Annotated in this window: 28 protein-coding genes; 11 read left to right on the forward strand and 17 right to left on the reverse strand. The window is 68.9% G+C overall.

Going from position 1 to position 26,681, the window contains the following annotated elements; genetic code table 11:
* Positions 1-231: 231 nt before the first annotated feature.
* The 6 genes from ypfJ to gcl all read right to left on the reverse strand — a co-directional run bounded on the left by ypfJ (position 232) and on the right by gcl (position 8,012).
* Positions 232-1,101: a KPN_02809 family neutral zinc metallopeptidase gene (gene ypfJ / locus U9J39_RS21750; RefSeq protein WP_115711287.1), complete on the reverse strand. Its 870-nt coding sequence runs from the start codon at positions 1,099-1,101 to the stop codon at positions 232-234.
* A 256-nt stretch (positions 1,102-1,357) separates the two neighbouring features.
* Positions 1,358-2,821, reverse strand: a complete 1,464-nt coding sequence (gene pyk, locus U9J39_RS21755) for a pyruvate kinase (RefSeq protein WP_115705363.1) — start codon at positions 2,819-2,821, stop codon at positions 1,358-1,360.
* A 73-nt stretch (positions 2,822-2,894) separates the two neighbouring features.
* On the reverse strand, positions 2,895-4,208 hold the full coding sequence (locus tag U9J39_RS21760; RefSeq protein WP_326348030.1) for a glycerate kinase type-2 family protein: 1,314 nt from the start codon (positions 4,206-4,208) through the stop codon (positions 2,895-2,897).
* Positions 4,209-4,320: 112 nt separating this feature from the next.
* Positions 4,321-5,241 carry a 2-hydroxy-3-oxopropionate reductase gene (locus tag U9J39_RS21765; protein WP_092316699.1) on the reverse strand — a complete coding sequence of 307 codons (921 nt, stop codon included), beginning with the start codon at positions 5,239-5,241 and terminating at the stop codon, positions 4,321-4,323.
* A 76-nt stretch (positions 5,242-5,317) separates the two neighbouring features.
* Complete coding sequence (gene hyi, locus U9J39_RS21770; RefSeq protein ID WP_115678893.1) at positions 5,318-6,100, reverse strand: hydroxypyruvate isomerase; 783 nt, start codon at positions 6,098-6,100, stop codon at positions 5,318-5,320.
* A 127-nt stretch (positions 6,101-6,227) separates the two neighbouring features.
* A complete protein-coding gene (gene gcl, locus U9J39_RS21775) occupies positions 6,228-8,012 on the reverse strand; it encodes a glyoxylate carboligase (RefSeq protein WP_326348032.1) in 1,785 nt (594 codons plus the stop codon).
* Positions 8,013-8,295: 283 nt separating this feature from the next.
* Between gcl and U9J39_RS21780 the strand changes: the two genes are divergently transcribed.
* The 3 genes from U9J39_RS21780 to U9J39_RS21790 all read left to right on the forward strand — a co-directional run bounded on the left by U9J39_RS21780 (position 8,296) and on the right by U9J39_RS21790 (position 10,462).
* Positions 8,296-8,994, forward strand: a complete 699-nt coding sequence (locus tag U9J39_RS21780) for a hypothetical protein (RefSeq protein WP_115711278.1) — start codon at positions 8,296-8,298, stop codon at positions 8,992-8,994.
* A gap of 149 nt (positions 8,995-9,143) precedes the next feature.
* Complete coding sequence (locus U9J39_RS21785) at positions 9,144-10,064, forward strand: LysR family transcriptional regulator (protein ID WP_025586057.1); 921 nt, start codon at positions 9,144-9,146, stop codon at positions 10,062-10,064.
* Positions 10,065-10,081: 17 nt separating this feature from the next.
* Positions 10,082-10,462, forward strand: a complete 381-nt coding sequence (locus tag U9J39_RS21790) for a DUF2784 domain-containing protein (protein WP_115711276.1) — start codon at positions 10,082-10,084, stop codon at positions 10,460-10,462.
* A 10-nt stretch (positions 10,463-10,472) separates the two neighbouring features.
* Here the strand turns inward: U9J39_RS21790 and U9J39_RS21795 are convergent, their stop codons facing one another.
* The 5 genes from U9J39_RS21795 to U9J39_RS21815 all read right to left on the reverse strand — a co-directional run bounded on the left by U9J39_RS21795 (position 10,473) and on the right by U9J39_RS21815 (position 15,700).
* Complete coding sequence (locus U9J39_RS21795; RefSeq protein ID WP_326348033.1) at positions 10,473-11,306, reverse strand: crotonase/enoyl-CoA hydratase family protein; 834 nt, start codon at positions 11,304-11,306, stop codon at positions 10,473-10,475.
* Between the two features lie 41 nt (positions 11,307-11,347).
* On the reverse strand, positions 11,348-12,127 hold the full coding sequence (locus U9J39_RS21800; RefSeq protein WP_115711272.1) for an enoyl-CoA hydratase-related protein: 780 nt from the start codon (positions 12,125-12,127) through the stop codon (positions 11,348-11,350).
* Between the two features lie 51 nt (positions 12,128-12,178).
* On the reverse strand, positions 12,179-12,982 hold the full coding sequence (locus tag U9J39_RS21805; RefSeq protein ID WP_326348034.1) for an SDR family oxidoreductase: 804 nt from the start codon (positions 12,980-12,982) through the stop codon (positions 12,179-12,181).
* Between the two features lie 580 nt (positions 12,983-13,562).
* A complete protein-coding gene (locus tag U9J39_RS21810; protein ID WP_012354232.1) occupies positions 13,563-14,255 on the reverse strand; it encodes a GntR family transcriptional regulator in 693 nt (230 codons plus the stop codon).
* A 47-nt stretch (positions 14,256-14,302) separates the two neighbouring features.
* Positions 14,303-15,700: a C4-dicarboxylate transporter DctA gene (locus U9J39_RS21815; protein WP_115711269.1), complete on the reverse strand. Its 1,398-nt coding sequence runs from the start codon at positions 15,698-15,700 to the stop codon at positions 14,303-14,305.
* Between the two features lie 395 nt (positions 15,701-16,095).
* On the opposite strand from U9J39_RS21815, the gene U9J39_RS21820 reads away from it, so the two are divergent.
* Together U9J39_RS21820 and U9J39_RS21825 are read left to right on the forward strand one after the other, a co-directional pair.
* Positions 16,096-17,352, forward strand: a complete 1,257-nt coding sequence (locus U9J39_RS21820) for an allantoate amidohydrolase (protein ID WP_115711267.1) — start codon at positions 16,096-16,098, stop codon at positions 17,350-17,352.
* Between the two features lie 56 nt (positions 17,353-17,408).
* The gene (locus U9J39_RS21825; protein WP_116311883.1) at positions 17,409-18,677 is read left to right on the forward strand and encodes a M20/M25/M40 family metallo-hydrolase; all 1,269 of its coding nucleotides are present in this window, start codon (positions 17,409-17,411) and stop codon (positions 18,675-18,677) included.
* An 87-nt stretch (positions 18,678-18,764) separates the two neighbouring features.
* Here the strand turns inward: U9J39_RS21825 and U9J39_RS21830 are convergent, their stop codons facing one another.
* Both U9J39_RS21830 and U9J39_RS21835 read right to left on the reverse strand, forming a co-directional pair.
* Complete coding sequence (locus tag U9J39_RS21830) at positions 18,765-19,061, reverse strand: antitoxin of toxin-antitoxin stability system (protein ID WP_115711263.1); 297 nt, start codon at positions 19,059-19,061, stop codon at positions 18,765-18,767.
* Between the two features lie 97 nt (positions 19,062-19,158).
* Positions 19,159-19,743, reverse strand: a complete 585-nt coding sequence (locus tag U9J39_RS21835; protein ID WP_115711261.1) for a GNAT family N-acetyltransferase — start codon at positions 19,741-19,743, stop codon at positions 19,159-19,161.
* 172 nt (positions 19,744-19,915) lie between these two features.
* Between U9J39_RS21835 and arsC the strand changes: the two genes are divergently transcribed.
* Complete coding sequence (arsC, locus tag U9J39_RS21840) at positions 19,916-20,275, forward strand: arsenate reductase (glutaredoxin) (RefSeq protein WP_115711259.1); 360 nt, start codon at positions 19,916-19,918, stop codon at positions 20,273-20,275.
* Between the two features lie 70 nt (positions 20,276-20,345).
* Here arsC and U9J39_RS21845 read toward each other — a convergent pair whose 3' ends face one another.
* From U9J39_RS21845 to U9J39_RS21855, 3 genes are all read right to left on the reverse strand, one after another.
* Positions 20,346-20,573: a hypothetical protein gene (locus tag U9J39_RS21845; RefSeq protein WP_115705439.1), complete on the reverse strand. Its 228-nt coding sequence runs from the start codon at positions 20,571-20,573 to the stop codon at positions 20,346-20,348.
* A 206-nt stretch (positions 20,574-20,779) separates the two neighbouring features.
* Positions 20,780-21,427 carry an exonuclease gene (locus U9J39_RS21850; protein ID WP_115711257.1) on the reverse strand — a complete coding sequence of 216 codons (648 nt, stop codon included), beginning with the start codon at positions 21,425-21,427 and terminating at the stop codon, positions 20,780-20,782.
* Between the two features lie 4 nt (positions 21,428-21,431).
* Positions 21,432-22,082: an MBL fold metallo-hydrolase gene (locus tag U9J39_RS21855; RefSeq protein WP_115711255.1), complete on the reverse strand. Its 651-nt coding sequence runs from the start codon at positions 22,080-22,082 to the stop codon at positions 21,432-21,434.
* A 270-nt stretch (positions 22,083-22,352) separates the two neighbouring features.
* Here U9J39_RS21855 and U9J39_RS21860 point away from each other — a divergent pair, with 270 nt between their 5' ends.
* Complete coding sequence (locus U9J39_RS21860) at positions 22,353-23,120, forward strand: septal ring lytic transglycosylase RlpA family protein (protein WP_115711253.1); 768 nt, start codon at positions 22,353-22,355, stop codon at positions 23,118-23,120.
* A 102-nt stretch (positions 23,121-23,222) separates the two neighbouring features.
* Here U9J39_RS21860 and rsmI read toward each other — a convergent pair whose 3' ends face one another.
* On the reverse strand, positions 23,223-24,128 hold the full coding sequence (gene rsmI, locus U9J39_RS21865; RefSeq protein ID WP_326348038.1) for a 16S rRNA (cytidine(1402)-2'-O)-methyltransferase: 906 nt from the start codon (positions 24,126-24,128) through the stop codon (positions 23,223-23,225).
* An 18-nt stretch (positions 24,129-24,146) separates the two neighbouring features.
* Between rsmI and U9J39_RS21870 the strand changes: the two genes are divergently transcribed.
* The 4 genes from U9J39_RS21870 (at position 24,147) to U9J39_RS21885 (ending at position 26,680) form a co-directional block, all read left to right on the forward strand.
* Positions 24,147-24,557: a YraN family protein gene (locus U9J39_RS21870; protein ID WP_115711250.1), complete on the forward strand. Its 411-nt coding sequence runs from the start codon at positions 24,147-24,149 to the stop codon at positions 24,555-24,557.
* A 61-nt stretch (positions 24,558-24,618) separates the two neighbouring features.
* Positions 24,619-25,206: a phosphoheptose isomerase gene (locus tag U9J39_RS21875; protein WP_115711248.1), complete on the forward strand. Its 588-nt coding sequence runs from the start codon at positions 24,619-24,621 to the stop codon at positions 25,204-25,206.
* A 53-nt stretch (positions 25,207-25,259) separates the two neighbouring features.
* Positions 25,260-26,138 (forward strand): BON domain-containing protein, encoded by an 879-nt coding sequence (locus U9J39_RS21880; RefSeq protein ID WP_115711246.1) that lies wholly within the window; start codon positions 25,260-25,262, stop codon positions 26,136-26,138.
* A 176-nt stretch (positions 26,139-26,314) separates the two neighbouring features.
* On the forward strand, positions 26,315-26,680 hold the full coding sequence (locus U9J39_RS21885; RefSeq protein ID WP_115711244.1) for a c-type cytochrome: 366 nt from the start codon (positions 26,315-26,317) through the stop codon (positions 26,678-26,680).
* Position 26,681: the final 1 nt, after the last annotated feature.

Genomic DNA, 26,681 nt, shown 5'->3' on the forward strand with positions numbered 1-26,681 from the left:
TTGGGTGCGGAGACGCCGCAACGACTGCGGCAATTGGTGCGTACCGGGCGGGTACGGGGGTCCGGCGGGGAAGGACCCGGCGCTGCGGCGGGAAATGATCGGTGAGGATCGACGCCGGCGACCGGCCGTCATATTGCGGCCTTGCCGGCGATTATAGACAGGGAAGCGCGGCCCGGACAACGCAAACGTCACATTGTCGGCCCCCACTGAGGTTGGGGGCCGGGCCGGGAACTACAGGTCGCGCGCGGCGAAGGCGTCGCACTTGCGGATGTCGCCGGACTCGATGCCGCGGCGCAGCCAGCGCACGCGCTGCTCGCTGGAGCCGTGGGTAAACGCTTCGGGCACGACATAGCCCTGCGACTGTCGCTGCAGCCGGTCGTCGCCGATCGCGGCGGCGGCCTTCAGGCCTTCTTCGATATCGCCGGGTTCCAGCAGCTGCTGGTTGGCGCGCTGCGCGGTGGCGGCCCATACGCCGGCCAGGCAGTCGGCCTGCAGCTCCATGCGCACCGACAGCTGGTTGGCCTGGGCCTCGCCCATGCGCCGGCGCGCATTGTCGACCTTGTCCGAAACGCCGAGCAGGTTCTGCACATGGTGGCCGATCTCGTGCGCGATCACATAGGCCTGGGCAAAGTCGCCGCTGGCGCCGAAGCGCTGGCGCAGTTCGTCATAGAAGGCCAGGTCGATATAGACCTTCTGGTCGCCGGGGCAGTAGAACGGGCCCATCGCCGACTGCCCGGTGCCGCATGCCGTCGGCGTGGCGCCGGAGAACAGCACCAGCGTCGGCGGCGCATAGCGGCGGTTGAGCTGGGTTTCGAAGATGTGTTGCCAGGTGCGCTCGGTATTGCCCAGCACCTTGCGCGTGAACACCGTCATCTGGTCCGTCGCCGGCGGCCGGTTGGCCTGTTGCTGTTGCTGCTGCGGGCCCGAGCCTTGCAGCACCGACGCGCCCTGCATGATCAGCATCGGGTCGATGCCGAAGAAATACGACGCCGCCAGCGCGATGATGACCGTGCCGATGCCGATCGACTTGCCGCCAAGGCCGCCGAATCCACCGCGGCGGTCTTCAACGTGCTGGCTTTCGGCTTCGTCATCGAGGCGCATGGGGGCTCCGGGCTTGGGGAATAGGGTAAGGGAAGTGGAATTCAGTATAGCAATCCGCGCTTCGGTGCTCGCGCTGGTGCTGGTTCCCGCAGCGCGCCGTGCCGGCGGATGCGCTCAGCGGCACGTCAAAAAAAACACCGCCCACTCACCCTGGAGACGGGCAATGCGGGCGGTGTGCGGCAAAACGAAGAAACCGGGTTTGCACCCGGTTCCGTCATGGCGTGGCCGTTGCGCAGCGGGAACGCGCGCAGTGCGCTCAGGCCAGTGCGGCCTCGCGTGCGACAGGCGCGGCGGCCAGCGCGCTGGCGCTGACTTCGGCCACGCGCAGCAGGTTGGTGGTGCCGCCCTGGCCGAACGGCATGCCGGCGGCGATGGTGATCTGGTCGCCCGGCGCGGCGTAGCCTTCGGCAACGGCCGCGCGCGTGGCGGCCTCGACCATTTCATCAACGCTTTGCACGTCCGGGCTCACGGTGGAGTGGATGCCCCACGCGATCGCCAGCCGGCGCGCGATCTCCAGGTTGGGCGTGATGCTGACGATGGGCGCGCACGGCCGCTCGCGCGCGGCGCGCAGCGCGGTCGAGCCCGACGAGGTGTAGGTCACCGTCGCCGCGGCGCCGATGATCTGCGTGACTTCGCGCAGCGCGGCGCAAATGGCATCCTGGCGCGTGTTCAGCGGGGTCTCGTGCTGGGCGTCGAGCAGGTTGCGGTAGAGCGGGTCGCGCTCGACCTCGGTGACGATGCGGTTCATCATCGACACCGCCTGCACCGGGTAGCGGCCGTTGGCCGACTCGGCCGACAGCATCACCGCATCGGCGCCTTCATAGATGGCGCTGGCCACGTCCGACGCTTCGGCGCGCGTCGGCACCGGCGAGTCGATCATCGATTCCAGCATCTGCGTGGCGATCACCACCGGCTTGCCCAGCTGGCGGCACACACGCAGGATGCGCTTCTGCACGCCGGGCACGCGCTCGGGCGGCAGCTCCACGCCCAGGTCGCCGCGCGCCACCATCACCGAGTCGGACACGCGCACGATCTCTTCCAGCTGCTGCAGCGCGGCCGGCTTCTCGATCTTCGACAGGATGCCGGCACGGGTGCCGACGATCTCGCGCGCCTCGACGATGTCGGACGGACGCTGCACGAACGACAGGCCGATCCAGTCGGCGCCCAGCGACAGCGCGAAGTCCAGGTCCTTGCGGTCCTTCTCGGTCAGCGCCGGGATGGGGATCACCGCGTCGGGCACATTCACGCCCTTGCGGTCGGACAGCGAGCCGTTGTTGGCCACGCGCGTGGTGATGGTGCCGGTGGTGACCGACTCGATCGCCAGGCGCACCTTGCCGTCGTCGATCAGCAGCGACTGGCCGGGCTGCGCGGCCTGGAACAGCTCCGGGTGCGGCAGGTACACGCGGGTGCCGTCGCCCGGCGTCGGATCGCTGTCGAGCACGAACACATCGCCGGTGCGCACCGCGACCTTGCCGGCGGCGAAGGTGCCGATGCGCAGCTTGGGGCCCTGCAGGTCGGCCAGCACGGCGATCGGGCGGCCGGTCTCGGCCTCGACCTGGCGCACCGCGTCGTAGCGCGCGCGGTGGTCGTCGTGCGTGCCGTGGCTGAAGTTCAGCCGGAACACGTCCGCGCCGGCCTCGAACAGCGCGCGGATCACCGCGATGTCGGTGCTGGCGGGGCCGAGCGTGGCCACGATCTTCGCTTTGCGCTGGCGTCTCATGATGTCTCCTCTTCCATTCTCGGTAGCGGCGCGTCGGCGCCGCGAGTCAGTCGGTACTACGTTGGCGCGATCGTCAGGAAATCAGGATCGCGCGGAAGTCGTTCACGTTGGTGCGGGTCGGCCCGGTGACGATCAGGTCGTCCAGGCCGGCGAAGAAGCCGTAGCCGTCGTTGTTCTCGAGGTGCGCGCGCGCATTCAGCCCGCGCGCGGCGGCGCGGGTCAGCGTGTCGGGCGACAGCAGCGCACCGGCGTTGTCTTCGGAACCGTCGATGCCATCGGTATCGCCGGCAATCGCATGCACGCCGGGCAGGCCGTCGAGCGCCACCGCCAGCGACAGCAGGAACTCCGCGTTGCGCCCGCCGCGGCCCTTGCCGCGCACGGTCACGGTGGTCTCGCCGCCGGATAGGATCACGCACGGCTTGCTGAAGGGCTGGCCGCGCTGGGCGACCTGGCGCGCGATGGCGGCGTGGACTTCGGCCACTTCGCGCGCTTCGCCCTCGATGCAGTCGGACAGGATATGGGCCTCGAAGCCCAGTTCGCGCGCACGCGCCGCGGCGGCTTCAAGCGATTGCTGCGCGGTTGCAAGCGTCACGCTGCGGTGGCCGCTGAAGCGCGCGTCGCCGGGCTTCGGCGTTTCACCGGCGCCGCTCTCCAGGTGCGCGCGCACATTGGCCGGCACCTCGATGCCGTACTTGGCGATTACCGCCAGCGCATCGGCGCAGGTGGTCGCATCGGGCAGCGTCGGGCCGCTGGCGATCAGGGTCGGGTCATCGCCGGGAATATCGGAAATCAGCAGCGTCTCCACGCGCGCCGGCGCGCAGTGCAGCGCCAGGCGTCCGCCCTTGAGCGCGGACAGGTGCTTGCGCACGCAGTTCATCTCGCCGATGCTGGCGCCGCTCTTGAGCAACGCCTTGTTCACGGCTTGCTTGTCGGCCAGCGTCAGGCCCGGCGCGGGTGCTGCCAGCAGCGCCGAGCCGCCGCCGGAAATCAGGCACAGCACCAGGTCGTCGGCGGTGAGGCCCTGCACCAGCTCCACCATGCGCTGCGCGGCGCGCGCGCCGGCTTCGTCGGGCACCGGGTGGGCGGCCTCGACCACTTCGATGCGCTTGCAGTCGGCACCGTGGCCGTAGCGCGTCACCACCAGGCCCGACAGCTCGCCTTGCCAGCTCGCCTCGACCGCCTGCGCCATCGCGGCAGCGGCCTTGCCGGCGCCGATCACCACGGTGCGGCCCCTGGGCGGCGCGGGCAGGTGCGGCGGCAGGCAGTGGCTGGCGCTGACGGAGGCGACCGCGGTATCGAACAGGTCGCGCAGCAACGCGCGCGGTTCAGCGTTGGCTGCGGTGCGCTGGGGCGACAGCAGGGCGGCTTGGGGTTCGGTGACGAGCATGAAGAATCCTGGGTGCTGACGGGAACGCTGGGTGCTTCGGGTACGTATCGGGTACGAAATCGGGTACTTCAAAGCGTGTCGTCCCCGCGGTGCGGGGACGACAGGTTGCTGCTTACTTGGCGTTGGCGATCTGGTGGTTAGACATGATCTCGATCGCGCGGCACAGGGCCGAGTGGTCCTGCTTGCCCAGGCCGTTGGCCGAGCAGGTGTTGAACAGCTCCTGCGCGGTGGCGGTGTTGGGCAGCGCCACGCCCAGCGCCTTGGCACCCTGCAGCGCCAGGTTCAGGTCCTTCTGGTGCAGCTCGATGCGGAAGCCCGGATCGAAGGTGCGCTTGACCATGCGGTCGCCGTGCACTTCCAGGATGCGCGAGGCGGCGAAGCCGCCCATCAGCGCCTCGCGCACCTTGGCCGGATCGGCACCGGCCTTGGAGGCGAACAGCAGCGCTTCGGACACGGCCTGGATATTCAGCGCAACGATGATCTGGTTGGCCACCTTGGTGGTCTGGCCGTCGCCGTTGCCGCCCACCAGCGTGATGTTCTTGCCCATCAGCTCGAACAGCGGCTTGACTTGGTCGAAGGCCTCCTGCGGGCCGCCGACCATGATCGTCAGCGAAGCGGCCTTGGCGCCGACTTCACCGCCCGACACCGGCGCATCCAGGTACGAAGCGCCCAGCTTGTTGATGCGCGCGGCGAAGTCCTTGGTGGCGATCGGCGAGATCGAGCTCATGTCGACCACGATCTTGCTGTAGCTGGCTTCCTTGCCGGCCGCCTTGAACGCGGCGGCCACGCCCTTCTCGCTGAACAGCACCGCTTCCACGTGCGGCGTGTCCGGCACCATGATGACGATGATGTCGGCACGCTTGGCGACTTCCTCGGCGCTGGTGCAGACGGTCACGCCTGCATCGACCAGCGCCTGCGGGGCCGGGTTGACGTCATGCACGAACAGCGTGTGGCCGGCGGCGCGCAGGTGGCCCGCCATCGGTGCGCCCATGATGCCCAGGCCGATGAAGCCGACGTTGCGAGTGGTTGCCATGTGATGTCTCCTTGCTTGAGATTAAATGTGTCTTGGTTCGCGTAGGTAGTAGCGGGATACGACGGGGGCGCCGCGCTTATTGCACGCCGTGCGCGGCGCGCCAGCCCAGGCCGGCTTCGGTGGTGGTCTTCGGCTTGTATTCGCAGCCGATCCAGCCGGTGTAGCCGATCTCGTCCAGGAACTTGAACAGGTACTGGTAATTCAGTTCGCCCGTGCCCGGCTCGTTGCGGCCCGGGTTGTCGGCCAGCTGGATGTGCTTGATCTTCGGCAGGTTGGCCTTGATGGTGTTGGCGATCTCGCCTTCCATCCGCTGCATGTGATAGATGTCGTACTGCACGTACAGGTTGGGCGCGTTGACCTGGGTGATCAGGTCCAGCGCCTGCTGCGTGCGCGACAGGAAGAAGCCCGGGATGTCGAAGGTGTTGATCGGCTCGACCAGCAGGTCGATATGCTCGGCGGCCAGCGCGCCGGCGGCGAAGCGCAGGTTCTCCACCAGCGTTTCCTGGGCCTGCTCGCGCTTGACGTTCTGCGGCAGGATGCCGACCAGGCAGTTCAGCTGGCGCACACCCAGCACCTTGGCGTACTTGATGGCCTCGCCCACGCCGTCCTGGAACTCGCCGACGCGGTCCGGGTGGCAGGCAATGCCGCGCTCGCCCGCGTCCCACTTGCCTGCGGGCAGGTTGTGCAGCACCAGGTCCAGCTGGAAGCGGTTCAGGCGGTCAGCGATCTGGTCCGCATGGAACGCATAGGGGAAGAGAAATTCCACGCCGCGGAAGCCCGCGCGCGCGGCGGCTTCGAAGCGGTCGAGAAAACCGGCTTCGTTGAACAGCATGGTGAGGTTGGCCGCAAGTTTGGTCATTTGTCATCTCCTGTGACTTGGTTTTTCTTGTCGTTCCCGCGCAAGCGGGAACCCAGTGACTTCAGAAGACGCTGGATCCCCGCATGCGCGGGGATGACGTGTCGGACTGCAAAGGGGCGGGAAGGTCTTACGCCGTTTCCACTTCTTCGTTCAGGATCGCTTCCTCGATGTCCTCGAGGTCTTCGATCGGCTCGAACTCGTTGATGTTGTCGATCTCGGTGCCCATCGCGATATTGGTCACGCGCTCCAGAATCACCTCGACCACCACCGGCACCGAGAACTCGGCCATCAGGTCGCGCGCCTCGGCAAAGGCAGGGGCGATGTCTTCCGGCTTGAACACGCGGATCGCCTTGCAGCCCAGGCCTTCCACCACCTTGACGTGGTCGACACCATAGCCGTTCAGCTCCGGGGCGTTGACGTTGTCGAAGGCCAGTTGCACGCAGTAGTCCATCTCGAAGTTGCGCTGCGCCTGGCGGATCAGGCCGAGGTAGGAGTTGTTCACCACCACGTGGATGTACGGCACCTTGAACTGCGCGGCCACGGCCAGTTCTTCGATCATGAACTGGAAGTCGTAGTCGCCCGAGATCGCCACCACGTCCGAATCCGGCGAGGCCGTCTTCACGCCGATCGCGGCCGGGATGGTCCAGCCCAGCGGGCCGGCCTGGCCGCAGTTGATCCAGTGGCGCGGCTCGTTGACCGACAGGAACTGGGCCGCGGCGATCTGCGACAGGCCGATGGTGCTGACATAACGCACGTCGCGCGGGAAGTACTGGTTCATCTCGCGGTAGACGCGCTGCGGCTTGACCGGCACGTTGTCGAAGTCGCTCTTGCGCTGCATGGTGCGGCGGCGCTTCTGCACGTCGGCGACCCACGACTTGCGGCACGGCAGGCGGCCGGCCATCTTCATTTCGCGGGCGACTTCGACGAACAGTTCCAGCGCGGCCTTGGCGTCGGAGACGATGCCCAGATCCGGGCCGAACACGCGGCCGATCTGGGTGGGCTCGATATCGACGTGCACGAACTTGCGGCCCTTGGTGTAGACGTCGACGCTGCCGGTGTGGCGGTTGGCCCAGCGGTTGCCGATGCCCATCACGAAGTCCGAAGCCAGCAGCGTGGCGTTGCCGTAGCGGTGCGAGGTCTGCAGGCCGACCATGCCGGCTTGCAGCGGGTGGTCGTCGGCCAGCACGCCCCAGCCCATCAGGGTCGGCACCACCGGCACGTTGACCAGCTCGGCGAATTCGACCAGCAGCTCCGAAGCGTCGGCGTTGATCACGCCGCCGCCGCACACGATCAGCGGGCGCTCGGCCGCGTTGAGCATGGCGATGGCCTTCTCGATCTGGGCGCGCGACGCGGCCGGCTTGTACGGCTGCAGCGACTGGTAGGTGTCGATATCGAATTCGATCTCGGCCACCTGCACGTCGAACGGCAGGTCGATGAGCACCGGACCCGGGCGACCCGAACGCATGATGTGGAACGCTTGCTGGAACACCTGCGGCACCAGCGCCGGCTCGCGCACGGTCACGGCCCACTTGGTCACGGGCTTGGCGATCGATTCGATATCGACGGCCTGGAAGTCTTCCTTGTACAGGCGGGCGCGCGGGGCCTGGCCGGTAATGCAGAGGATGGGAATCGAATCGGCCCAGGCCGAGTACAGGCCGGTGATCATGTCGGTGCCGGCGGGCCCCGAGGTGCCGACGCAGATGCCGATATTGCCCGGCTCGGCGCGGGTGTAGCCTTCGGCCATGTGCGAGGCGCCCTCGACGTGGCGGGCCAGCACGTGGTTGATGTTGCCCGACTTGCGCATCGCCGAGTAGAACGGGTTGATGGCCGCGCCCGGCACGCCGAACGCGGTGGTCACGCCTTCCTTCTCCAGCACGGCGATTGCCGCGTCGATTGCTCTCATCTTTGCCATGATCTTGTCTCCGGTAATGGTGGGAATTTCGTTGGAGTCGATCCTATTCCCGCAGGCCGGTTGGGATAAACAGAAGAGCGATCAGTTGATTCGATACCTGTAGTACGCAATATGGGCTGGAAAGCCACGTCGGATGGTCGGCGCGGGTACGCCGATGCATGCCATTGGATATGTGGTGTGACGATACGGACACGCCGCGCAGCACCGGGTACGCCGGCGCGCCGGCGTGCCGCCGCGGCGCGCTGCGGCAAAATGGCGGCATTCCCTGCCATCCGGGCCGACCATGTATTCCAGGCTGCCGTCCACCTACGAACTGCTGGAGGCGCTTGCCGCCGCCTCGCCCGAGGCGGCGTCAGCGCCTGCCCCCGCGCCGGAGAGCCGGCTCGGGCGTGCGCTGTGGCTCGGCTTTATCGCGGCACTGGCCGCGACGATCCTGTGCGGCGCCGGCCTGGCCGTCTGGCGCCTGGGGCTGAAGCAGGCCGTGCCGCTCTGGTCCCTGCGCGGCTTCGAGGCCCTGCTGGCGCTGGCGGCCGCGTGCTATGTCGGCGCGGGGCTGGCCCGTGCCGGCACGGTGCTGGGGCGGCTGCGCCATCCGCTGCGCTGGCAGGCCGCCGAGCTGGACCGCGACAGCGCCGCCGAAGACGCGCTGCTGCGCCGGCTGGCGCGCATCCCGCCACAGCAATTGCAGGCGCGCCAGCGTCGCGTGGCGCTGCAGCTGCGGCTGTGGGAGGGCGCGGCACGCACGCTGGCGGTGCTGCTGGCACTGGCGCCGGCCGCCGCGGTGATGGCGGCACTGCCGCGCCAGCAGGCCCTGGCCGGTACGCTGCTGTGGCTCTACGGCGTGATGGTCGTGACCGGTGCCGCCTGCTACCTGTACCTGCATCTGCAATGCAGCCGGCCGCTGCGGCGCCTGGCCCATGTGCTGGGCGAGGCGGCCGAGCTGAACGCGCAACTCAGCAAGCGTACGGCGGGCGCAGGCTGAAACCCGCCTGCGTGCCGGGTGCGGCCGCGTGCCCGTGGCGGGGCCCGGCGGCGGCCCTTATGCGCCGGCCTCGATCCGGCCCATCAGCCGCGCAGGGATGCCACAACCCCGGCGATGCCGCACAATGGCGCCCGGGAGACGAATATCCGATGGACAAACTCAAGCAAATCGAAGCCTTTATCGCCGTGGTGGAGCACGGCAGCATGGCGGCCGCGGCGCTGACGCAGAACGTCACGCCGGTGATGATCGGTCGCCGCATCAACGCACTCGAAGCCCGCATCGGCGTCAAGCTGCTGCACCGGTCCACGCGCCGCATCGCCGTGACCGAGCAGGGCGCGGTGTTCATGGAGCAGTGCAAGAAGGCGCTGGCCGACCTCGACCGCGCCGAGATGCTGATCGCCGAAGGCAAGCACAAGGCCACCGGTCACCTGATCGTGTCGGCGCCGGCTGCATTCGGGCGCAAGCACGTGGCGCCGCACGCGCCGGCGTTCCTGGCCAGCAATCCCGAGGTGCAGATCTCGTTCAACCTGACCGACCGCGTGGTCGACCTGGTGCGCGAAGGCTATGACGTCGGCATCCGCATCGGCGGCGCCATCGATCCGAACTTTGTCGCGATCAAGCTGGCGTCGAACAAGCGTGTGGTGTGCGGCACGCCGGCGTACTTTGCCAAATACGGCGTGCCGCAGACCCTGGACGACCTGGCCCAGCACAACTGCCTGGCGTTCAACCTGCAGGGCGGCCAGCAGCGCGGCTGGTACTTCAGCCAGAACGGCAAGACCGTGACCGTGCGCGTCAACGGCAACCTGGACTGCAACGACGGCGAGCTGCTGCACCGCTGGACCGGCGAGGGCCTGGGCCTGGGCTGGCGTTCCACCTGGGAGATCCTGCCGCAGCTGGAGAGCGGCGAGCTGATCACGGTGCTGGACGAATACGCGCTGCCCGCCTACGACATCCTCGCCGTGTACCCGCAGCAGCGGCCGGTGCCGGCCAAGATCCGCTTCTTCATCGAGCACCTGAAGGCGCAGTTCGCGCGCCCGGGTTACTGGATGGACACCGCCGGCGGCAACTGAGGCCGCCGCGCTACGCCATGCCCATCAGCGCCTGGCTGGCCGACCTGGTGGTCATCGCGCACGCGCTGTTCATCGTGTTCGTGGTGGCGGGCGGCCTGCTGGTATTGCGCTGGCCGCGTGCGGCATGGGTGCACCTGCCCGCGGCAGTGTGGGGCGTGCTGATCGAATGGGGCGGCTGGATCTGTCCGCTGACGCCGCTGGAAAACTCGCTGCGCCGGGCTGCCGGGCAGGCCGGCTACAGCGGCGGCTTTGTCGAGCGCTACCTGTTGCCGCTGATTTATCCGGCGGGGCTCACGCCCGCGGTGCAGCTGTGGCTGGGGCTGGTGGTGCTGGTGGTGAACGTCGCCATCTATGCGCTGTGGTGGCGCCGGCGGCGCCACCACCATGCCAGGCGCTGAGCGGACCGCCTCAGCCTGCCGGCGTGAAGCGCGGCGCGCGTTTCTCCAGGTTGGCCAGCACCGCTTCGCGCTGGTTGGGCGAGCCCACCAGCCGGTCCTGCTCGTCGGACTCGGCCTGCAGGATGGCGGCGTGGTCGCCGCGCTCCGCCACCGCCATCAGCCGCTTGGCGGCGCGGATCGCGTGCGGGCTCTTCTGCGCGACCTCGCGCGCGGCGGCCAGTGCCGCGGCGCGCGGGTCGTCGGCCAGGTAGGTGCCCAGCCCCAGTTCGCACGCCTCGCTGCCGCTGAGCACGCGCGCGCTGTAGATGAGCTCGCGCAGCACATCGGGGCGCACCAGCCCGCGCGTCAGCACCATGCCCGCCATGTCGGGCACCAGTCCCCACTTCAGCTCCATCACCGAGAGCCTGGCATCCGGCGCGACGTAGCGCACGTCCGCGCCCAGCGCCACCTGCAGGCCGCCGCCGAAGGCCACGCCGTGCACGGCGGCAAAGACCGGCACCGGCAGCTCGCGCCAGACCATGCAGGCGTATTGCGGCCGGTTCGAGATGCCATGGGTGCGCTGGCCGAGGCGGCCGGCGCCGATACCGTCGTCGTGGGATTCGCCGCCACCGTCGGACAACATGCCCGCCATGCGGCCCATGTCCAGTCCGGCGCAGAAGGCGCGGCCTGCGCCGGACAGCACCACCGCGCGCAGGTCCGGCAGGCGCGCGAGCTGTTCGCCGGTCTCGATCAGGGCATCGAACATGGCCTGGTCGAGCGCGTTCATCTTGTCGGGTCGGTTCAGTCGGACGTCGGCGACGCCGCCTTCGATCGTCACGAGGATACGTTCATTGCTGGCGCTCATGCGCGGGCTCCCTGGTAGTGGCAGTGGTGCGGTCGCCGCGCTCAGCGGCCCTTGAACTGCGGCTTGCGCTTCTCGACGAAGGCGGCCACGCCCTCCTTGCAGTCTTCGCTGCGGCTGGCGCGCGACTGCAGCGTGGCTTCCACCTCGAGTTGCGCGGCCAGGTCATTGCCGAGGCTCTGGTTGAGGGCCTGCTTGATCATGGCGTAGGCCATGGTCGGCATGGTCGCCAGGTGGCGCGCCAGCTTGCCGGCCTCGTCCTGCAGTGCGGCGTCGTCATGGATCTTCCACACCAGGCCGATGCGGTGGGCTTCTTCCGCGTCGATCTTCTCGGCCAGGATGGCCAGCGCGCGGGCGCGCATCTCGCCGGCATAGCGCGGCAGGAAGTAGGTGCTGCCGGCATCCGGGATCAGGCCGATTTTCGAGAACGCCTGCAGGAAGCTGGCCGAGCGCGCTGCCAGCACCACGTCGCCCGCCAGCGCCAGGCTCATGCCGGCACCGGCCGCCACGCCGTTGACCGCGGTGATGACCGGCTTGGGCATCTCGCGCAGCGCCATGATGATCGGGTGGTAGCGCTCGCGCAGCAGCGTGCCGGAGTCGGACACGCCGCCGCCCTGGCGCGCGGCCAGGTCGGCGCCGGCGCAGAAGCCGCGGCCGGCACCGGTCAGCAGCACGGCGCGCACCTCGGCGTCGGCGGCGGCGCGGTCCACGGCCTCGCGCAGTTCGCGCAGGATGTCGGCGTTCAGTGCATTGAGCACGTCGGGGCGGTTCAGGGTCAGCGTGGCCACGCCTTCGCTGGCTTGATAGAGGACGGTTGCCGTCATGGTGGTTCTCCGGGTTTCTGGGTCGTTGCGGTGCAGGAATCGGGGGGCGGTCTACCGGGATGGCTTCAGCGCATCGGCCGAGGCGTCGCCCAGCTTGCTGCCGCCGTCGCAGTCGAGGATGGTGCCGGTGACATAGCGGGAGTTGTCGCTGCTCAGGTACATCGCGGCATCGGCGATGTCGTCCTTGGTGCCGTAGTCGCGCAGCGCCAGGCGCGCCTTGTAGCGGGCCTCCATCTCGGGCGTGGGGGCCAGCCGCGCCATGCCTTCGGTGTCGGCGATCGGGCCGGGCGAGATGCCGTTCACGCGCACGCCGGCCGGGCCCCATTCCATCGCCAGGCACTTGATCAGCATGTTGATGCCGGCCTTGGCGGCGCAGGCATGGGCCTGGAACATCATCGCGTTGACCGCCTGCGGCGCGGTGATCGCGATCAGCGAAGCGCCGGGCTTGCTGAGGTGGTCGAAGCTGGCGCGGAACACGTTGAAGGTGCCGAGCAGGTCGATATCGACCACGGTCTTGAAGGCATTGGCCGACATGCCGACCACGGGCGCCAGGAAATTGCCGGCGGCGCCGGAGATGACCACGTCGATCGGGCCCAGCTCGTCCTGCGTGTGTACAAAGGCCGCTTCGACCGCGGCGTAGTCGCGCACGTCGGCGGCCATGCCGATGGCGGTGCCACCAGCCGCGGTGATGGTGTCGGCGGCGGCCTGGATGCGCTCGGCGGTGCGGCTGATCAGCGCCAGCCGCGCGCCGGCGCGCGCAAAGCCGTGCGCGATGCCAAGGTTGATGCCGGAGGAGGCGCCGGCGACGAATACGGTCTTGCCGGCGAAGGCGTCGGGGCGGAAGGCGCTGGGCATGGGAAGTCCTTTTCGGTGGAAAGCACGGCGGATTCAGGCGAGGGCTAGCGCCGGCAGTGCGGCGGCACGGCAGGTATTGCGCGATGGCGCATGGCGGTCTCCCTGGGATCGTTATCGTGTGCGGCTGCCTCCGCAGCGTGGCGGGACAGCGCGGGCCTCTGGCGGGGCCTGCGGCATCCTAACCCGAAGGCGCGATTCGCTTTTCGAGCGTGGCCGGCGCGCCAGCCCGCGCGGGACGCGCATGACCCGACCAGGCGGCAATCCCGAGCGTCGACGCGGCGTAACGCAACCTGCTGTCGGAAAAGGGAAAAACCGGTGCGGGACGGCACGGGTCAGAGGCCGCCGGGCGGCACGCCATTCGGCGCCGCGGAACCCCGTCCTCAGAAAAAAGAAAGCCCGCACACCGTTGCAGCGTGCGGGCAGCCTGTCGACGATGAGGTGCCGGCAGGCAAGTGCTCATGAAGTGCGCCCCCGCGTCTTCATGGCGAGATGAAGTTTGCGCGCGGGCGGCCAGGCGGGCTTTGACTCACGTCAAGCGGCCGGCACCAAAGCCGGCGAGCGGGGCAGGCGGAGCCGGCGCCTATGCCAGCAGCGCGGCGACCAGGTCCTTGCCGCGCGCCACCGGCGCGGTTTCCTCGAAATGCAGCGCGCCTTCGACGTGGCCCAGGTGGTCCACCATCAGCGTGACGGCGCGCTCGACATCGCCGGCACGCGCCGCCTCGATGAACTCGCGGTGCTCGTCCGACGAGCAGGCCGCGTCGCGGCGCGACTGGTACAGCATGGTGATGACCGCGCTGCGCGCCGACAGCTCGCGCATCATCTCGGTCAGCACGCCGTTGCCGACCACCTCGGCCAGCACGATATGGAAGTCGCCCAGCAGCCGCGTGCGCACCTGGGCATCGTTGCCCGCCAGCGACTTGCGCTCGGCCGCCAGGTGGCGATCGATGCGCTTGTAGTCGGCGGCGGTGGCCTTGGCGACAAACTCGCGCGCCAGCGCGGCTTCGAGGATGCGGCGCACGGCGAACACCTCGCGCGCTTCCTCGGCGCTGGGCTTGGCCACGAACGCCCCCTTGTCCGGTACGATCTGGATGACCTTGTCCTTGGACAGCATCAGCAGCGCCGCGCGCACCTTGGTGCGGCTGACGCGGTAGACGCTGGCCAGCGCCTCCTCGCGCAGCTTGGTGCCGGGCGGCAGGCGGTGCGAAACGATCGCCGCGACGATGTCGTCGGCGATCGCTTCGGCGGTCATGTCAGGATCGATATGCTCGGGCATGGCAGCGCACTTGCGCAGAGGCTGCGCGGTTGGGTAGATGCGTGATTCTAGCGCCCCGCGACCGGGCCCGGCACGATCGCCGGAGCGGCGGCGTCCTGCGCCATCGCGGCCAGGCCGGCGTCCAGGTCGGACGCCTCGATGGTGCCGTTCAGCACCCCATGGGCCCGGGCGCGGTCGATGTCCTTCTCCCACGCGGCCACCACCACGGTGGCGACGCAGTTGCCGATCAGGTTGCCGAGCGCGCGCGCGATGCCGATAAACCAGTCCACCGACAGCACCAGCACCAGGCCGATCGCCGGGATCGCCGGGTGTGCCGACAGCGTCGCGGCCAGGATCACGATGGCCGAGCCCGGGATGCCGTGCGCGCCCTTGGAGGTGATCAGCGCCACCGCCAGGATGCCGAGCAGGTCGGCCATCGCCAGCGGCGTGTTGGTCGCCTGCGCGATAAAGACCGCGGCCAGCGTCAGGTAGATCGAGAACGCGTCGAGGTTGAACGAGTAGCCGGTCGGAATCACCAGGCCCACCACTGACTTCTTCACGCCCATGAACTCGAGCTTCTTCATCACCTGCGGCAGCACGCTGTCGGACGAGGCGGTGCCCAGCACCACCAGCAGCTCGGCGCGCAGGTAGCGGATCAGCTTGATCACCGAGAAGCCGCACGCGCGCATGATGCCGCCCAGCACCACCAGCACGAACACGATTACCGCACCGTAGAACAGCAGCACCAGGAACCCGAGTTGCTTGAGCGAGCCGATGCCGTACTTGCCTACCGTGAACGCCACCGCGCCCAGCACGCCCAGCGGCGCCAGCTTGATGATGAACCCCATCATCTTGAACAGCGTGTGCGAGAAGGTATCGATCAGGCTGACCAGCGGCCGGCCGGGCTCGCCCACCAGCGACAGCGCGCAGCCGAACAGGATCGACACCACCAGCACCTGGAGCACGTCGCCGTTGGCGAAGGCGCCGAACACGGTATTGGGAATCAGCTTGAGCAGGAAGTCGACCGTGCCCTGGTCCTTGACCTTGGTCGCGTTGTCGATAAAGCCGGCGATGGCCGAGGCGTCGAGCGAACGGGGATCGACGTTCATGCCCACGCCCGGCTGGAACACGTAGGCGAGCACGATGCCCAGCGCCAGCGCGATGGTGGTGACGATCTCGAAATACACCACCGCCTTGATGCCGACGCGGCCCACCTTCTTCAGCTCGCCGGCGCCACAGATGCCGGCCACCACCACGCAGAACACGATCGGGCCGATCAGCATCTTGATCAGCTTGATAAAGGCATCGCCGAGCGGCTTGAGCTTGGCGGCGAACTCGGGGAAGGCGAGGCCGAGCGCCGTGCCGATCACCAGGGCGATCAGCACCTGGCCGAACAGCGAGCGGGTGAAGCGGGTGTGCAGGCGGGGGCTGCCCGGGCGCTGCTGCGAGGGAACTGCGTGCTGCATGGTTGTCTCCGTGCGGGGCCGGTCCCGCGCAAGTGCGCCGGCTGGCCCATTTCGATCCAGGAATCACCGGCGGCCCCGTGCTGCTCTGACGGCTGGGTTGGGCTGCCGGCCTTACGTTCCGGCGGGACTCCCGAGTCGGGAGTACGCCACCGCGCGGACGGCCCCCCTGTTGGGGCGGATTCCACGCCATCCGCTGTCCGGACCGGATTGTCCGCAGCGCATTGTCTGAACGTGGAACCGAATATAGTGCATATCATTTTTGTATGCAATTTTTGAATTCACTGTGCTAACATGAATCGCACAGAATAGAGCTTCGGCCATGGGCGTCCCGCCCGCACTGGCACCCCGCCAGCCACGCCGCCGCGGCTTTCACGCACTTCCAGCAGGAGACACGCATGGCAGCAAATCCGTCGCCGTCCGCCGCAGAGACTGGCACGCGCATCATGGCCTGGGCCGACGCCCTGGCCGTCCACACCGAGCAGCCCGGCATGCTCACCCGCACCTACCTGACCGAGGCCCACCACGGCGCCGCCGCGCAGCTGACCGAGTGGATGCAGCAGGCCGGCATGACGGTGCGCCGCGACGCCGCCGGCAACGTGATCGGCCGCTACGAGGGCACCACGCCCGACGCGCCGGCGCTGCTGACCGGCTCGCATTTCGACACCGTGCGCGACGCCGGCCGCTATGACGGCAACCTGGGCGTGATCCTGCCGATCGCTTGCGTGGCGGATTGGAACCGCCAGGGCAAGCGCTTCCCGTTCGCGCTCGAGGTGGTGGGCTTCGCCGAGGAAGAGGGTGTGCGCTTCAAGGCCACGCTGCTGGGCAGCCGCGCCATCGCCGGCACCTTCGACAACAATGTGCTGGACAACGTCGACGACAGCGGCAAGACCATGCGCGAGGTGATGCGCGAGGCCGGCTTCGACGCCGCCGCGCTGCCCGCGGCCAAGCATGAGCCGAGCAAGGTCGCGGCCTTTATTGAGGTGCATATCGAACAGGGCCCGGTGCTGCTGAACGAAGGCCTGCCGGTGGGCGTGGTGACCGCGATTTCCGGCGCGACCCGCTTCCTGGTCGAGCTCGAAGGCCTGGCCGGCCACGCCGGCACCGTGCCGATGGACATGCGCCGCGACGCCGCCATGGCCGGCGCCGAAATCGGCCTGTATATCGAAAAGCGCTGCGGCGGCAAGCCGGGCCTGGTCGGCACCGTGGGCCAGTTCAACGTGCCCAACGGCGCCACCAACGTGGTGCCGGGCCGCGCCGTGTTCTCCATCGACATCCGCGCCGGCGAGGACGCCGAGCGCGAGGCCGCCGTCAACGACGTGCTGGCCGAGATCGAGCGCGTCTGCGCGCGCCGCAACGTGCGCGCGCAGATCCGCAAGACCCACGAGGCGAAGAGCGTTCCCTGCGCCCCGTGGCTGCAAGAGCAATGGGCCGCCGCCATCGCCCGCCAGGGCGTGCCGGTGCGCCACCTGCCGTCGGGCGCCGGCCACGACGCCATGGCCATTGCCGCCATCGCCGATGTCGCCATGCTGTTCGTGCGCTGCGGCAACGGCGGCATCAGCCACCATCCCACCGAAACCATGACCGCCGAGGATGCCGCACTGTCCGCGCGCGTGTTCAGCGATTTCGTCGAGCACTTCCGGCTGCCGCAGTAAGCCAGCGCGCCCGGAAGCCCCACCCGAACCTCCTTCAGTTGTAACGAGAACAAGTCATGACCGCACGAGACAATATGAACCCCATCGAAACCACGCTGACGCAGTTCATCGACCAGCACCGTCCCCAGCAGGAAGCCTTCCTGGCCGAACTGGTCAAGGTGCCGTCGGACAACCCGGCAGGCGATTGCGACGCGCACGGAAAGCGCGCCAAGGAACTGCTGGAGGGCCTGGGCTTCACGGTGGAGGCCCACAAGGTGCCCGACGAGCAGGTCAAGGCCGCCGGCATGATCAGCGCCACCAACCTGATCGTGCGCAAGCAGTTCGGCACGGGCGGCCCGGTCATCGCCATGAACGCCCACGGCGACGTGGTGCCCCCCGGCCTGGGCTGGACCAAGGACCCGTACGGCGGCGAGATCGCCGACAGCGAGCACGGCCCGGTCATGTACGGCCGCGGCGTGGCGGTGTCCAAGTCGGACTTCGCCACCTACACCTACGCGGTGCTGGCGCTGATGGAAGCCGAGAAGCAGGGCGCGAAGATCAACGGCGCGGTCGAGCTGCAGTTCACCTATGACGAGGAAACCGGCGGCGACATCGGCCCGAAGTTCCTGCTGGACAACAACCTGAGCAAGGCCGACTACGCCATCTCGGCGGGCTTCTCGTACGGCATCACCTCGTCGCACAACGGCTGCCTGCACGTCGAGGTGACGGTCAAGGGCAAGCAGGGCCACGCCGCCATGCCGCACACCGGCGTCGACGCGATCGAGGCCGCCACCCACATCCTGCAGGCCATCTACGGCCTGCGCGCGGAACTGGCCACGCGCAAGTCGAAGGTGCCGGGCATCGACACCGCCACGCTGAACGTCGGCCTGATCAAGGGCGGCATCAACACCAACGTGGTGCCGGACCTGGTGACCTTCCGCGTCGACCGCCGCATGATCCCCGAGGAAATCGGCTTCGACGCCGAAGGCGAGATCCGCGCCGTGGTGGAAAAGGCCGCCAAGGACCGCCCGGGCATCGAAGTGAAGGTCGAGCGCATCATCCTGGCCGAGCCGCTGTCGGAACTGCCGGGCGTGGAAAAGCTGATCGGCGCGCTGAAGAGCCGTGCCGAGTCGGTGTTCGGCGTCGAGATCCCGGTGCAGGGCGTGCCGCTGTACACCGACGCCCGCCACTACACCAAGCGCGGTATCCCGACCGTGCTGTACGGCGCCGGCCCGCGCACGCTGATGGAAGCGCGCGGCCATAACTCGGACGAAAACCTGCGCCTGAACGACCTGAACCGTGCCACCAAGGTGGTGGCACTGGCGCTGTCGGATCTGATGAAGTAAGACGAAGACGACGCGCCGCAGGCGCCGAGCTTTGATGGAAAGACGCCACGGAGGTATCCGTGGCGTTTTTTTTAGGCGGCGATTTGGTCAGGTCTGATCTTCAACCGGTGGCCGGGCCGCAGCGCGCCAGGCTGCAAACTCCGCTTCGATCTGTTCCGCGGGGATGCCGCCCGCGTCGCGCAGCGAGGCGCGGGAAGCTTCCACCTTGTTGCGCAGGAAAATCTCGTAGTCGCGCTTTCGGGCGCTGTGGTCGAGGAACTCGCGCACCAGGCCCTGAAGCGCTTGCGACGGCGTGAGTCCCCGTGCCGCGGCTTCGGCAATGAACGCGTCACGCAGCCGGGCGTCAAGCGTGAATGTGAGTTGGATTTCTTCCGACACAAGCATGTCCGGTGTCCTTGTGATGACAAAGTATAGGCATTGTCGACATCAGGACACCTGCACGGCGATAAGACCCGTCTGAACTTGCCGCAGCCGATTCCGCCTACCCCGGCAGCGTCGTCGCCCCCGCACCCAGCACCCGCTGCATCAGCACCGTATCGATCCACTGCCCGTGCTTGAACCCCACCGCCTCCAGCCGTCCGACGGTGCGGAAGCCCAGCCGTTCGTGCACGGCCAGCGAGCCCGCGCCTTCGCCCGCGGCGGTGCACGCGATCACGGCGACCATCTGGCGCCACGGGCCGGTTTCGCAGCGAGCGATCAGCGCGGCCAGCAGCGCCTGGCCCAGGCCTTCGCCGACGCGGCGGTGGTCGATGTAGATCGAGTCCTCGATGGCGAAGCGGTAGGCGCTGCGCGCGCGGTAGGCCGAGGCATAGGCGTAGCCCAGTACCTCGCCGTCGCGCTCTGCGACCAGGCAGGGCAGGCCCTTGCGGTGCACTTCGGCCAGGCGCAGTTGCATCTCGTCGATGCTCGGCGGCACTTCCTCGAACGAGGCGCGGCCGTGCTGCACGTGGTGGGCGTAGATGGCGTGGATGGAGGCAATGTCGGCGCGGGTGGCGTCACGCAGCGTATAGGGCTGGCGCATGCCATCGCCGCGCGGCCCGGTGGTGGAGACAGGAATGGAGGTCATCGGAAATGGTGCCTGGGGCAAGAACCGGTGCAACGCAGGATGCGTGCCGGTGGCGATGCACCACGTCATGCTGCGCGGCCCCCGCGGTCTTGTATATAGTGCGGGTGGATTTGCACCGCATTAGTGCCGCCGCCCCGCCGCGGGGCGCGGCCATGACAAGAAAGGACCTGCCATGATCACCATCTACCACAACCCCCGTTGCTCCAAGTCGCGCGAGACCCTCGCCCTGGTCCAGGCAGCCGCCGAGCGGCTGGGCGAGCCGGTGGAGATCGTGGAGTACCTGAAGGACCCGCCGTCGCTGTCGACGCTGCGCCAGTTGCACACCCTGCTGGGCGTGCCGGTACGCGAGATGCTGCGCGACAACGAAGCCTCCTATGCCGAACTGGGCCTGGCCGACCCCGGCCTGACCGATGCCGAGCTGCTGGCGGCGGTGGCCGACAATCCTATCCTGCTGCAGCGTCCGGTGGTGGTGCGCAACCGCCGCGCTGCGATCGGCCGCCCGCCCGAGAACGTGGCGCCGCTGCTGGCCTGAAATAGAACCGGCCCCCACGGTGTGTGGGGGCCGGCCGGTCTGCGAGGCAGTCTGCTTCAGGCGGGGTCGTCTAATGAACACCCAGCCAGTGCATGGCCTCCTGACCGAAAGCGATGGCCGCCAGCACCACCAGCAGCACCACCAGCGTCACGGTGCTGATGTAGAGCGTGGCCTTGGCGACTTCGGCGTCCTCATCCGAGGAATGGCGATGGGTAATGGGCGTGGCGTCCCGCGTGGCATGCGGCCAATGGATCCGGCCGGCCAAGTCTCTCAAGTGCAGGTCGGTAGGGAAACGCATGATCGACACCTCCTCGGCAGGCGCCGCGCGGTCCGGGCAGGATGGCTCAAACGTCATATGGCGTGGCTGCGCAAGTGCGCCGGTTAGTCATGGCTCGTTTCGCCCGGTAACGCCATATCCGCTTCTACTATAGGCGGGCTGGCGCCGGATGCGAGCCGCGGCATGCAAAGGGCATGCCGCCGCGCCTGACGCGGCGCAACAGACAATCAGGCCTGTGTCGGCGGAGGTGAGGGCTCGCTTGCGTCAGTTCTCGTAAGCGTCGCCAGCGCAGTCTCGCGATCGCGCAGCGTGGCCAGCATGTTGCAGAACAGCGCGCCTTGCTCCATCGCATCGTCGAGCGCTACGTGGGTGTGCGGCAGCGGATCCATCCACGCCGCCGGGAAGGCCGCCTTGACCGTCTTGCGATAGGGACGCCCGGTCAGCGCGAAGCCCAGCGTCTTGACGTCGAGCGCGGCCCAGCCGAACGGCGAGCGCCCGGCAAAGCGCATCATGTACCAGAACATCCAGGTGAAATCGAAGCCCGCCGGAAAGGCGACGAAGACCGGCTTGCCGGGCAGCGCCTCGACCCATTCGACATAGCGCACCATGGCGTCCTCGGGGCGCTGCAGGTCGCGCCGGCAGGCGCTCCAGGCTTCGGGCTGGGTTTGCCACCACTGCATCTGAACCGAGTGGCCGGCGGCGCCGGGCAGGGTTTCGAGGTTGGCCGAGAAGGTGCCGAGCACGGTCTTGTCCGCCAGCATCGCCACCGAAGCGAACGACAGCATCGAGTGCGGGCCCGGGATCGGGCCGTCGGCCTCGACGTCGGTGCTGACGTAGATCTCGGGACGGGTGTCGGGCGCCTGTCGCTTGGCCATGGCCTCAGCCCGCGTCGACCAGATGATCGGCGACGAAGGGGTTGTTGCGGCGCTCTGCGCCGAAGGTCGAGACCGGGCCGTGCCCCGGGATGAAGGTCACGTCCTCGCCCAGCGGCCACAGCCGCGTGCGGATCGAGCGGATCAGGTCGGCGTGGTTGCCGCGCGGGAAATCGGTGCGGCCGATCGACCCGGCGAACAGCACGTCGCCGACCACGGCCAGCCGGTTGGGACGCGAGAAGAACACCACATGGCCCGGGGTATGGCCGGGGCAGTGATAGACCTCCAGGGTTTCGTTGCCGAACTGCACGGTGTCGCCGTTCTCGAGCCAGCGGTCGGGCTCGAAGCTCTCCGCATGGCCGAAGCCGAAGCGGCGCGTCTGCTCGGGCAACTGCTCGATCCAGAAGCGCTCGTCCTGCTGCGGGCCTTCGATCGGGATGCCGAGTTCGCGCGACAGCGCCGCGGCGCCGGCGCAATGGTCGACGTGGCCGTGCGTCAGGAAGATCTTTTCCAGCGTGACGCCTTGTTCTTTCACTGCGGCGCGGATGCGGTCGAGGTCGCCGCCGGGATCGCAGACCGCGGCGGCGCCGGTGCTTTCATCGATCAGCAGGGAACAGTTCTGCTGGAAGGGCGTGACGGGAATGAGCAGGGCTTTCATGGGCGTGTTATGCGGCCGGGCGGACCGGCCCGGGCGTCTTGGCGGCGCGATCCGCGGCGGTGCCCAGCATTGTAGCGTCCGGCGCCTGGCGTGCGCCCGGCACCTGCCGTGTGATCAATCCATTACCCACTGCATGCCGTGCCATGTTGACCCGAATCCGTTGCCACAGGCGGGATTCCGGCCAATTAGGCCATGTTCGTGCGAAATCGCACAGATTTCGTAACAAATTGAAAGAGATAGTCCCAAACAGTCAATGTTAGACTGCCGCCCATGTTACGGATCTCCGCTCTCACCAAGCGCTGGCAACGGCTGGCCAAGCTCGGCGCATGCACCGCATGCGCCGTGGTGCTGGCCGCTTGTGCCACGCCGCCCGAAAGCGATACCGCGGGCACCGACGCTGGCGATGCCGTGCCCACGCGCGCGGCAAAAAACGGCAAGCCCGCCCGGACCGAACGCGCCGACGCCAGGCCCGCCACGCGCACGCCCGACACCGGCAGCTGGAACCTGTTCGGCTATGACCCCGACGAAGGCCGCAGCGGCAACTCGCTCGAAGGCCTGCGCGCCGACATCGGCACGTTCGAGCAGCGCGGCGTGGCCTCGTGGTACGGCAAGGGCTTCCATGGCCGCAAGACCGCCAACGGCGAACGCTTCGACATGCGCGCCATGACCGCGGCGCATCCGTCGCTGCCGCTGGACACCTGGGTGCTGGTGCGCAACCTGCGCAACAACAAGGTCGCGGTGCTGCGCATCAATGACCGCGGCCCGTACCACGGTAACCGCGTGCTGGATGTGTCCTACGGCGCGGCGCGCCGCCTGGGCTTCGTCGAACGCGGCGCCACCAATGTCGAGATCCGTCGCCTGACCCGCACCGAGGTCGCCGCGCTGGGCCCGCAGGTCGATGCCGGCGGCACCGAGGCCGGCGACGGCAGCGGCGATGACGACGTATCCGTGCCGGAACTGGCCGATTCGCTGGCGCCCGCCAAGGCGCGCAAGGCGGCCAAGGCCAGCGGCAAGACCGTCAAGCGCAAGCGCCACTGAGCGCGCCAGCGCCGTCGCATGCCGCCGCGCGCTGACACTTCCTCCTTACATTCTGACTTGCAGGCTCGCGCTTGTGCCTATGCCCGCGCGCGGGCCGCGCCCTCAATCGTTGGCGTCGCCGGCACGCTGTGCCAGCGCCATCTGATACAGCGCGCCGGTGTCCGCGCCGGTGATTGCGGCCGCCAGCTTGGCGGCGCGCTTGGCCGGCAGCTCGGCCAGCAGCAGCGCCAGCACGCGCTGCGCTTCGGCATCCGGCAGGGCATCCGCGGCGGCGCTGCCGGCACCTTCCACCACCAGCACGAATTCCCCCTTGGCCCGGTTCGGGTCGGCCGCCAGCCAGGCCGGCGCCTGCGCTACCGGCATCACGGCGATGTCCTCGAACAGCTTGGTCAGTTCGCGTCCGACCAGCAGCCGGCGCTCGCCCGGCAGGCCCGCGGCAAGCGCCGCAAGCGTGTCGGCGATTCGGTGCGGCGCCTCGTAGCAGACCCAGGCGTGGTCCAGTGCCGCCAGCCGGGCGATCGCCTCGGCGCGCGCTTTGGGCTTGGGGGGCAGGAAGCCGGCAAAGGTGAAGCGGCCCGCGCCGGCCTCGAGCAGGTCGCCCGCCACCGACAGCGCCGCCACCGCCGCACTGGGACCGGGCAGGGGCACCACCGGATGGCCGGCGGCGCGCACCGCCTCGACCAGCCGCGCGCCGGGGTCGGAGATGCCCGGCGTGCCGGCGTCCGAGACATAGGCGATGCGCTCGCCCGCCGCCAGGCGTTCGGCGATGCGGCCCGCGGCCTCGCGCTCGTTGTGCTCGTGCACCGCCACCAGCGGCCGCGGCAGGCCGACGCGCGACAGCAGCTGGCCGGTATTGCGGGTGTCTTCGCAGGCCACCGCGTCGGCCAGCCCCAGCACATGCAGCGCGCGCAGCGACAGGTCGGCGACATTGCCGATGGGCGTGGCCACGACATAGAGCGTGCCGGCCGGGTACGACTGGCTTGCCGCCAGGGAGATCCAGTCACTCATGCTTGAGAACTTCCGTTGATGCGATCATTCAAATCCACCACGCAGGGGCCGGGCGGGCAGGCGCCCAGCCGGCAGGCGCGCGGGGCGCAGGCAGAGGACCGGGCCCTGGCCCACTTGCGGCGCCAGGGCCTGGAGCCCGTGGTCCGCAATTATCGCTGCAAAGGCGGCGAGATCGACCTGGTGATGCGCGCGCCCGACGGCACGCTGGTGTTCGTCGAGGTGCGCCAGCGCAGCGGGCGCGGCTTCGGCGGCGCCGCGGCCAGCGTCACGCCGGCCAAGCAGCGGCGCGTGCTGCTGGCCGCCGCGCACTACCTGGCCACGCTGGCCCGGGTGCCGCCGTGCCGCTTCGACGTGGTGGCGCTGGAACCCGGCCGGCTGGAATGGCTGCAGCACGCCTTTGACCTGGATGCCGCCGGGGCTGGGTCATAATGCACGGCAAACATGAGGGCGATTCGCGGATCGCCATGGCAACAAGCGGGCCCCCAGAGCCATGAGTATCGAAAGTATCCAGCAACAATTTCTAGACAGTGCCGAAGCCAAGCGACAGGCCGCGGCGGTGATGGCCCCCTACATCGACGCCGCGGTGGATCGCATGGTCGGCGCGCTGACCAGCGGCAACAAGATCCTGGCCTGCGGCAATGGCGGCTCGGCGGCGCAGGCGCAGCATTTCGCCGCCGAGCTGGTCGGGCGCTTCGAGCGCGAACGGCCCGGCCTGGCCGCGATCGCGCTGAGCACCGACAGCTCGATCCTGACCGCGATCGGCAACGACTACGACTTCAGCAAGGTGTTTGCCAAGCAGGTCGAGGCGCTCGGCCAGCCCGGCGACATCCTGCTGGCGATTTCCACGTCGGGCAACTCGGACAACGTGATGGCGGCCGTGGCCGCCGCGCGCCAGCGCGAGATGGCGGTGGTGGCGCTGACCGGCAAGGGCGGCGGGGCCATCGCCGGCCTCCTCGACGAATTCGACATCCACCTGTGCGTGCCGAGCGAGCGCACCGCGCGCATCCAGGAAGTGCACTTGCTGACGCTGCACTGCCTGTGCAACGGCATCGACGAGGCACTGCTCGGAGAGGCGTGATGCCGGGCATCCGCCGACCCTCATTTCCAACATTCAGCCAGAGCAAGGACCGCATGACTCATCTGCCCACTACGCAAGCTTCCCGGAATGGCGCGGAGGCGCGCCATCCCTTCCGCCCCCTGGCCAGTTTCGGCCTGGGCCGCGCCGGCCTGGCCGCGGCCGCGCTGGTGTGCGCCACGCAGCTGGCCGGCTGCTTTCCGGTGATTGCCGGCGCCATGGGCACCGGGGTGGCGATGGCCACCGACCGCCGCCCGGCCGCCACCCAGACCGTCGACCGCGGCCTGCAGCTGGAGGCCGAGAGCACCATCAACTCGCGCTTCAGCGGCCAGGCCCGCGTCAACGTGACCGTTTTCAACCGCAAGGTGCTGCTGACCGGCGAAGCGAAGAACGACAGCGTCAAGCAACAGATCGAGCAGTACGTGCGCGGCCTGCAGAATGCGCGCGTGGTGATCAATGAGCTGGAGGTGGTCAACTCGCCCGGCTTCATGACCCAGAGCCAGGACGCCTACCTGACCAGCAAGGTCAAGACCCTGCTGATGACCGCCGAAGGCGTGCCGTCCAACTCGATCAAGATCACCACGGAAAAGAGCGTGGTCTACCTGCTTGGCGTGGTCACCAGCGCCGAGGGCGACCGGGCCACGGACGTGGCGCGCAATGCCTCGGGCGTGACCAAGGTGGTGAAGGCTTTCGACTACGTCAACGACACCGAGCGTGCGCGTCTGGATGCGGCCTCGACCTCGGAAAACCCGTCGTTCGACGGCAACGTCGGCACGCCGGCGCCGGTGCAGTCGGTGCCGGGCGTGGGCGGGCCGATCGATGCGCCGGCCGGTGCCGCACCTGGTACCGCGGGCAGCGCGGGCGCCACCACCGCGCCGGTCGCGGCTCCGGTCACCTCGCCGGTGGCGCTGCCGCCCGGCCGCAACCTGCCCTGAAGCGCGCAACGCTCGCCCGCCCCGGCCGGTCAAGACGGCGCCCGCATATGCGGGCGCCGTTTTTCGTTCTGCGGTTTGCAACGCACACCGGGCGCGGCCGATGTGCTACGGTTGCCACGCCGGCTGAGTGCGCTGACTGCGATAGCGCTGCGCCGGCCCCCAGACGGAGCGAGACCATGACAACAACGATCCCCCGGCCTGCCTGGCATATACCGCGCCGACTGGCGCTGCTCGCAGCGATGCTGTGCGCCCAGCCGGCGCTGTCGGCTGAGCCCGCCGGTGCCCCCGCCCAGCCCACCGATGCCGCGCTGCGCGCGCGCAGCCAGGCCGCCGCCTGCACCAGCTGCCACGGCCCGGCCGGCCGGGCCCCGGCGGGCAGCACGATTCCGCCGCTGGCCGGCCGCCCGCAGGCGGAGCTGGCCGCGCAGATGCAGGCCTTCAAGGCCGGCACGCGCCCCGCCACCGTGATGCACCAGATCGCCAAGGGTTATAGCGACGACCAGATCGCCGCGATCGCGGCGTGGTTCGCCGCCGTGCGCTGAC

The organism is Cupriavidus sp. SS-3, from assembly GCF_035818815.1.
In the GTDB taxonomy this organism is placed as follows: Bacteria; Pseudomonadota; Gammaproteobacteria; order Burkholderiales; family Burkholderiaceae; genus Cupriavidus; species Cupriavidus taiwanensis_C.